This is a genomic window from Clostridium sp. CM036 (assembly GCF_055081135.1).
The window spans coordinates 21,523-27,522 of sequence record NZ_JBSJEM010000002.1 but is presented as its reverse complement, the minus strand read 5'-3'; the positions used below and the strand labels follow the sequence as shown (position 1 = coordinate 27,522).

Sequence of the window (6,000 nt, the reverse complement as noted above, 5' to 3'; positions counted from 1 at the left end):
TGCCTATTCCTTGAAAATTTCATTTTCAATGTAACATACCGTGTTGACTTGTTATATTGAATGTATTATAAATCAGGCAAAATTCATTCCATAAAAAAAGAAGGTATTAACCCTCTTACATTTCATATTCTTTTATGTGTCTATATAATGTGGCTCTGCTTATATTCAATAGTTTTGCAAATTCAACTCCTGTTACTTCATTATTTTTCCATTTGATATAATACTTATTGAACTCTTTAGGTAAACTTCTAGTAGGTCTACCCAACTTAATGCCCTTGTCTTTAGCATTCTTTAACCCTTCTATAACTCTACACGGGGTAGCGTACGCAAAAATGATATTTCGTACGCTAAGAAAAACACAGCCCCATAAATGTAATTATTTTACTTTATAGGGCTGTAATCACGTAGTTTTTTGTCTAATAAATTACATTTGTTTTTTATATTAGATTTATTTTTCTTTTTAACTTTCAAGTATAAATAATTTTTCTACCGTAGTGTTTAATAGTTTAGCAAGGTTCATAGCTAATTCCAGAGTAGGGTTATACTTTTCATTTTCAATCGCATTAATGGTTTGCCTTGTAACGCCAAGCGTAGTCGCTATATCCTCCTGTCTAAATCCAAGTTGTTTTCTTAATCCTCTTATATTATTTTTCATCTTTTCCAAGTTTCCATTTCAAAAAAGATTGAATTCCTATAAGAACAAGATTTTGAGATGTTAAAAGAATAAATGCTAATCCAAATGTTCTTGTCTGAATGAACTCATAGATAACCCAAATTGCTAAAAATAGGGTTGTATAAGCCAAAGCCCATTTCATCGCTTTTAATGTAATACTCAGTTCCATTTCATCCATTTTTTTCATAAAAATCACTCCCTTGTTTAAATTATAATAATTAACTTACCCACTACTAAAATAACTATAGAACATAACAACGCACCAAGAAATTTTCTTATACTAATATCCATAATGTAAAAAGTTTTTTACAATTTTATTTTAACACTAACCTTAACAAAATGTAAATAGTTTTTTACTTTTATTAATTGTGGTATAAGAATAAATTATAGATTAAGTGACAAGATTCTTAAATTTTATCATAAATGAATGTACTATTTTATGTAAAACCTTACATTCATAAAAATAGCATAAATCGTTGATATATAAAGGCTTATAGTAGGTTTAACTAAAGCCTTTTTTCTTATTGTACATTTGAATGTATTGTTTTATGTGATATATTATAAATATAGTACATTGAATTTGTGCCCTTTAGGACACTTTTTAGGAGTGAATTTATGATAGTAGAACCCATAAAAGATAAAAAAAAGATAAATGATTTTCTTACTTTTCTAAAAGGAAAGAATGAAAGGGACTGGATTATGGCCAAGTTCCAGTTAAACACTGGACTTAGAATAAGCGATGTAGTTAAGGTGAAGGTAAGTGATATTCTAACGGAAAAGTTTAATTTCAAAGATTATTTTGTGCTGCAGGAGCAAAAGACAAATAAAGAAAAGAAGATAAAGCTTAATGACAGCATTAAAACAGCGTTAAGTACCTATATAAAGCAAAATAAGCTTGGACACAATAATTATATCTTTAGAAGTAGAAAGGGCTTAAATGAGCATATAAGTGTTACGCAAGCCTATAGATTATTAAAAATTGCAGCTGTAAGTATAGGTATAGAAAACTTCGGTACCCATTCTTTAAGAAAGACCTGGGGTTATTGGACCTACAAAGTAAGTAGATATAATATAGGGTTAATTATGGACACATTCAATCACAGTAGCCAGAAGATCACATTAAGATACATAGGAATAGATCAGGGGGCTAAGGATGAACTTTATAGCTTAGTTCAATTTTAACAAAGGAGTAATTTTTATATGATTTTAAACAGAAGAGAGTTGCTTACTCAGCAACAAAGAGAAGAACTTATAAGTATTCCATTTGAAAAAGATGAACATCAAATGAGTGTATTTTATATGTTATCAATTGATGATATTGAAATAATAAACAAACACAGAAGAGATTTTAACAAATTAGGATTTGCTCTGCAACTAGCTTTGCTTAGATATCCAGGCTGTTCTATATCTAACATAAAAAATATTCCTTATTCAATTGTTAAATATATTGCGGATCAATTAGATTTAGAGCCTGAGGTATTTAATTTGTATGCTGAAAGGGATACTACAAAAAGAGAACACTTAGAAGAAATATGCATTGAATATGGCTATAAAAATTTCTCAAAGGATGAAGATAAATTTCTATTTGAGGAAATCTTAAATTATGCTATGGAAAATGATAATTCAACTTTTCTCATAAAGGGGTAGTAACCGCAAAACGCGGATTTTATACGTTAAGACATATATTACCAAAATACCGATATATTCAAAGAGTTCTTTGAATATATCGGTATTTTAATTACTCTAAAATATATTTTAAACATATTCCTTAAAAATGAAAACGGTAGGATTTGAGCCACACTATACGAAAGATACGACAAAAACTAAATCTAAAATTGTTCTACATCAACTTTACAAATTGGAATTTGATGAACTCCGAATTGTGCTCCTTTACGTAGTTATTTTTTCTTAACAGGAATCCACATTTCACTGTAGTAGTTTTCGTCTTGATTACCTTGCGGATAATCAGCCGTATTGGTGTACATTTCAATATTATAACCTGCTGCAATTTCATAATCACTGCAATTAGGCAGCCATTCCGAGAAGATTTTTCTGTTCACATCTTGCAGAGTTTTCGGCATTGCGCCCTTGCAAGCAAAAACAGCCCACGTGTGTTTAGGAATAATCTTTGTAACAAAACCATTAGATATTTCTATGGACGGATTATAATTGTCTGCAATCAAATATTCGAACTCATCTGAACCCATGCTCTCATCTATGCTTACTCCGTACATTCCGCATACAAATTTCCCATTTCCTGTTTGATAATGCTCTGTCCAAAACTGTGGAATTTCTGTAGTTGCACTATCATATTTAAATATCTTTGATACGCCCATGACAGTAAACGAATCTTTTTTAACAATTTTGTAATCCATAATATAACCGCCTTCCAATGAAAATTTGATTTTCAACGGAGCAAACGATTTAATCATTGCTCCATCTTTTCGAACAGCAGTAGGTGTGCCACCATGAAATCGAGTAAAAGCTTTTGTGAAACTATCTGGTGAGGCATAGCCATATTTCAGTGCAATATCAATGATTTTTTCATCAGTAGAAACAAGCTCACTGCCGGCAAGGGTAAGCCTGCGTTGTCTGATGTACTCTCCGACCGTAAAACCACAAAGCATTGCAAAGCCTTTTTGGAAATAGAACGGAGACATAAGTACTTTTTTTGCAATATTTTTTATTGCGATTTCTTCAGTGATATTCTCCTCAATATAATTGATAGCTTCACCTATTCCTTCAATCCACCCCATAATCATCACCCCTGTCTGTACATATATCTTATCTCTTTTCAGGCGGTTGTTCCCGACTTTTTGTGTTATGTTTTGTCTTGTCTGAAAGATTATTAAATAACCTGTACATCAAATTACTATTTATTGAATTGTTTTACATCTACAACCTATTTATTAGTATATCATTATAATAAATACAATTCTAATTTTTATAAATTATTGTAATATATCCCTCAAAGGTCTCATATTATCTATTAAATTGTAATCAGAACTATCATCAAAGTTATACTGACCAATAAAATTAATATGTTCCCATCCAAGTGGAGAAACGTGTCTTAGAAGAGATTCGTCAACTCCTTCTTTTTCCTTAAGTTTCTCAACTGCTTTAGGTAAGTACATGGTATTCCAAAGAGTTATGGAGTTTATAATTATACTTAAAGCAGTAGCTCTCTGTAACTGTCCTTGAATATCTTTTTCATGAAGCATTCCATATTTCCCAAAGAATATGGCTCTAGCCAGTGCATTCATTGCTTCACCTTTATTCAATCCTATCTGGATTTTTCTTCTGAAATCTTCGTCTGATAAATAATCCAGGATAAAAATAGTTTTTTCTATTTTTCCTAGTTCAGTTAATGCTTTAGCTAAGCTATTTTGCCTAGCATAGGACCGGACAGATAATTTTTTACTGCCTGAATTTCTCTTTTACTTTTTATTGGATCTACTGTTTTGCTTCCTTTTTTCATTTTATTATTTGCCATTGTTATCCCTCTCTTAGTTAGTGTTATCAATACTATAAATTATACTTTAACTAACTCATTTTGAGCAAAAAAATAAGAGCTTTATCATTTAGCGATCAAACCCTAGCTATAGCAATGCTTTACATTGATATTATATATTTTTTTGAGTTAGAACTATTAGGTATTAATTCTAACTCAGAATGTTTTGATAAAGGACTCTTTTGGTAATAACTGTCTTAACGTATAAAATCCGCGTTTTGCGAGCACTACCCCTATATGTTGGAAATAAAAAAGCCCCTGGATCCCAGAGGTTTCTTATTATTTAACCTTTTTAAGGTCTTTAGATATTTCTATAATCCTACTATCATTATAGGACACTTTCATACTTATACTATTTACATCTATTTGAAGTCTGTCGATCTTATCATCAATAATCGTTATATGTTCAGAATTACCTTTATATCCGTCCAAAAGAGCATCACTGGCAGGTATAAGCTTTCCGTCTATCCTTGCGCCTAATTTTTTAATCTCATTTTCAAGACCATCAAGTCTATTATCAACATTATTAAATTTATCAGTATGACTTTTAACCTCTTTTTTAGTTTCTTGAACCTCAACATATATTTTTTCTAATAGGTCAAACATTTTAGTCTCATCCATAAATATCACCTCATTTTTATATTATATCATCTTTTTATGATGACTCTAATAATTATTTAACTGTTTTTGCTGCTGCATTATCTTTTTTAACTCTTGGAGTTGGTTTCTTCTTCTCCAGCTCTTCTAATAGTGATTTATATTTACTTTGATATTCTTGTATCTCAGCATTATGTTTTACTTGATTTTGGTTTAACTGCTCCTGTTGTTCCTTTTGTAGTTTTAATAATGCCTTATCCATTGTTATACTGGCCTTGTCTTTTAACTGCTGAATATCTTCGATATGTTTATCCTTTAATTGCTCTTGGCTCTTAGTCAATCCATTAATAGACTTCTCATGATCTTCTTTTAAGTTAACAATGTCTTTGCTTAAATTGTTAACAGTAAAATCCTTGTCTTTAAGGCTATCTTTTAATTCAATATTTTTAGATTCAATCTCTGCAAGTGACTTCTTATACTGTTCCACTTCAATTTTATATTGTTTATATTCTTCAAGTATACCTGTTAATGTATCATTTTTGCCTTGGTATTCCTTAATAATAGTTAATTTATCCTGGGAACTTTCTTGTAATTGATTATGTTGTTGTTTTAATGATGTATTATCGTTGCTTAAAATCATTAGTTTTTCCTCATTCATTGAATTTAATAAGGTTACTGAATCAATTTCATTTTGTAAATCGCTAACTTTATCTTTATATATTTGCAAATTCTTTTGGCCATTTTCTGAAATATCACCTTTTTGACTCTCTAATTTATCAATAACATTAATAAATGCCTGATGTATTTTGTTTGTGTAGCCCTCTAATACATCAATATCTCCTACCAAATTAATATTTTTTACTTTTCCTTTGTTTAACTCATATAAATTTAATAGTGTATTAAGAAAGTCTTTATTATTTTTACCTTCTTCACCTACAAACTCATCAAATCTTTTACGTTCTTCCGTATCAAGCCTAATTCCTAATACTGTACTTTTCTCATCTGCCATTATAAAAATACCTCCCGTTTAATTGTGTTAACGCAATATTTTACGTGAAACGTTGGTATAACTACGTTAACAAATGTTTACGCTGTATTGTTAACATATATTTATTATATATCACTATAAAGTCTTTTGCAATGTGTTTTTGAGTCTTTCAATCTCATAACTAAATTATATATTAAATACCCTGATAATTATAAAAATAAAAAGCCAACT

The 6,000-nt window shown here is 29.8% G+C and carries 7 protein-coding genes and 1 pseudogene; 2 read left to right on the top strand and 6 right to left on the bottom strand.

Features of this window, described 5'->3' with window-relative positions:
• Positions 1–460 precede the first annotated feature (460 nt).
• Both ACWJKE_RS18410 and ACWJKE_RS18405 read right to left on the bottom strand, forming a co-directional pair.
• Entirely contained in the window at positions 461–655 is a 195-nt protein-coding gene (locus tag ACWJKE_RS18410) for a helix-turn-helix transcriptional regulator (protein WP_462959380.1), read from the bottom strand.
• Positions 645–860 carry a hypothetical protein gene (locus tag ACWJKE_RS18405; protein ID WP_220287640.1) on the bottom strand — a complete coding sequence of 72 codons (216 nt, stop codon included), beginning with the start codon at positions 858–860 and terminating at the stop codon, positions 645–647. Before ACWJKE_RS18405 ends, ACWJKE_RS18410 begins: the two co-directional genes overlap by 11 nt.
• A 428-nt stretch (positions 861–1,288) precedes the next feature.
• On the opposite strand from ACWJKE_RS18405, the gene ACWJKE_RS18400 reads away from it, so the two are divergent.
• Both ACWJKE_RS18400 and ACWJKE_RS18395 read left to right on the top strand, forming a co-directional pair.
• Positions 1,289–1,855 carry a tyrosine-type recombinase/integrase gene (locus tag ACWJKE_RS18400; RefSeq protein ID WP_220287639.1) on the top strand — a complete coding sequence of 189 codons (567 nt, stop codon included), beginning with the start codon at positions 1,289–1,291 and terminating at the stop codon, positions 1,853–1,855.
• An 18-nt stretch (positions 1,856–1,873) separates the two neighbouring features.
• Complete coding sequence (locus ACWJKE_RS18395; protein WP_462959379.1) at positions 1,874–2,320, top strand: DUF4158 domain-containing protein; 447 nt, start codon at positions 1,874–1,876, stop codon at positions 2,318–2,320.
• Positions 2,321–2,571: 251 nt separating this feature from the next.
• On the opposite strand, the gene ACWJKE_RS18390 is transcribed toward ACWJKE_RS18395, so the two are convergent.
• The 4 genes and pseudogenes from ACWJKE_RS18390 to ACWJKE_RS18375 all read right to left on the bottom strand — a co-directional run bounded on the left by ACWJKE_RS18390 (position 2,572) and on the right by ACWJKE_RS18375 (position 5,790).
• Entirely contained in the window at positions 2,572–3,429 is an 858-nt protein-coding gene (locus ACWJKE_RS18390) for an AraC family transcriptional regulator (RefSeq protein WP_462959378.1), read from the bottom strand.
• 195 nt (positions 3,430–3,624) lie between these two features.
• Positions 3,625–4,074: pseudogene (locus ACWJKE_RS18385) on the bottom strand (Tn3 family transposase); the annotation flags it as partial.
• A gap of 389 nt (positions 4,075–4,463) precedes the next feature.
• Complete coding sequence (locus ACWJKE_RS18380; RefSeq protein ID WP_462959377.1) at positions 4,464–4,805, bottom strand: hypothetical protein; 342 nt, start codon at positions 4,803–4,805, stop codon at positions 4,464–4,466.
• 52 nt (positions 4,806–4,857) lie between these two features.
• Positions 4,858–5,790 (bottom strand): hypothetical protein, encoded by a 933-nt coding sequence (locus ACWJKE_RS18375; protein ID WP_462959376.1) that lies wholly within the window; start codon positions 5,788–5,790, stop codon positions 4,858–4,860.
• Positions 5,791–6,000: the final 210 nt, after the last annotated feature.

What these genes read in the sequence shown, in the direction of transcription:
- ACWJKE_RS18410 (WP_462959380.1), bottom strand. Translation starts at nt 655, where the DNA reads ATGAAAAATAATATAAGAGGATTAAGAAAACAACTTGGATTTAGACAG.
- ACWJKE_RS18405 (WP_220287640.1), bottom strand. Translation starts at nt 860, where the DNA reads ATGAAAAAAATGGATGAAATGGAACTGAGTATTACATTAAAAGCGATG.
- ACWJKE_RS18400 (WP_220287639.1), top strand. Translation starts at nt 1,289, where the DNA reads ATGATAGTAGAACCCATAAAAGATAAAAAAAAGATAAATGATTTTCTT.
- ACWJKE_RS18395 (WP_462959379.1), top strand. Translation starts at nt 1,874, where the DNA reads ATGATTTTAAACAGAAGAGAGTTGCTTACTCAGCAACAAAGAGAAGAA.
- ACWJKE_RS18390 (WP_462959378.1), bottom strand. Translation starts at nt 3,429, where the DNA reads ATGGGGTGGATTGAAGGAATAGGTGAAGCTATCAATTATATTGAGGAG.
- ACWJKE_RS18380 (WP_462959377.1), bottom strand. Translation starts at nt 4,805, where the DNA reads ATGGATGAGACTAAAATGTTTGACCTATTAGAAAAAATATATGTTGAG.
- ACWJKE_RS18375 (WP_462959376.1), bottom strand. Translation starts at nt 5,790, where the DNA reads ATGGCAGATGAGAAAAGTACAGTATTAGGAATTAGGCTTGATACGGAA.